This is a genomic window from Arthrobacter sp. JCM 19049 (assembly GCF_001310435.1).
In genome coordinates this window covers 1-937 of sequence record NZ_BAXF01000693.1, presented here as the reverse complement: position 1 = coordinate 937, position 937 = coordinate 1, and the positions used below count along the sequence as shown (strand labels likewise).

The window sequence follows — 937 nt, the reverse complement described above, 5'->3', positions numbered from 1 at the left end:
GTGACCCCGTACCTGACCGGTCAGCTGGAATCGGCGACCGGCCCGGTGATCGCGACCAGTGATTACCAGCGGGCGGTGCTTGAACAGGTGCGCCCCTACGTGCCCGGTGAGTACCACACCCTGGGAGCGGACGGGTTCGGGTTTAGTGATACCCGGGCCGCGGCGCGCCGGTTCTTCAAGATCGACGCGCATTCCCTGGTCGTCAAGACCCTGCAGGCCCTGGCGGAGCGGGGCGAGATCCCGGCCGATACCCCGATCAAGGCGCATCAGAAGTATGACCTGAACAACCCCAACGCGGGACGTTCGGGCAACGCTGGCGGCGACGCCTAACCACCCACCCAACGGTTCAACCGGCGGGACTCCGGGCAAACGGTGGCCACACCCCTTCCCCGTGAAGCGCGTGTGGCCACCGTTTCCCATTTGCCCGGCCATCACGGCACCCGGGGGTGCCACGTGCCCGCTTCCCAAGCTCAGAAACCGCTTGGCACACGTGCCCGTGCATCGAACCGATATGCTCATAGACATGAATGAAACGGCCGAAGCTTCGCTGCAGCGCGGACGGCCCAGCCGGCTGGCCAAGCCGAGCCCGGAGACCATCAAGCGGCTCAAATCCCATCTGGGGGTGCTGTCCACCGCGGCGCTGAAGTACCTGGACCAGTCCCTGCCCTGGTACCGCTCCCTGGCCCCGGAGGAGCGCGCCGCCCTGGGCCTGGTGGCCCAGAAGGGCATCTCCACGTTCGTGAACTGGTACGAACACCCCGAATCCACCCCGGCCTGGGTGATGACCGACGTGTTTGGGGCCGCGCCCACCGAGCTGACCCGCTCCATCAGCCTGCAAAAGGCACTCGCGCTGCTGCGCACCATCGTGGAGGTCGTTGAATCCCAGGTGCCGGACATCGTCGCCGAATCCGAGCAGGCCAGGTGCGCGAGGCGGTGC

The 937-nt window shown here is 66.9% G+C and carries 2 pseudogenes; both read left to right on the top strand.

Features of this window, described 5'->3' with window-relative positions:
• Nucleotides 1-330 (top strand): annotated as a pseudogene (locus JCM19049_RS15565) (pyruvate dehydrogenase (acetyl-transferring), homodimeric type); the annotation flags it as partial.
• 193 nt (nucleotides 331-523) lie between these two features.
• Nucleotides 524-937 (top strand): annotated as a pseudogene (locus tag JCM19049_RS15560) (PucR family transcriptional regulator); the annotation flags it as partial.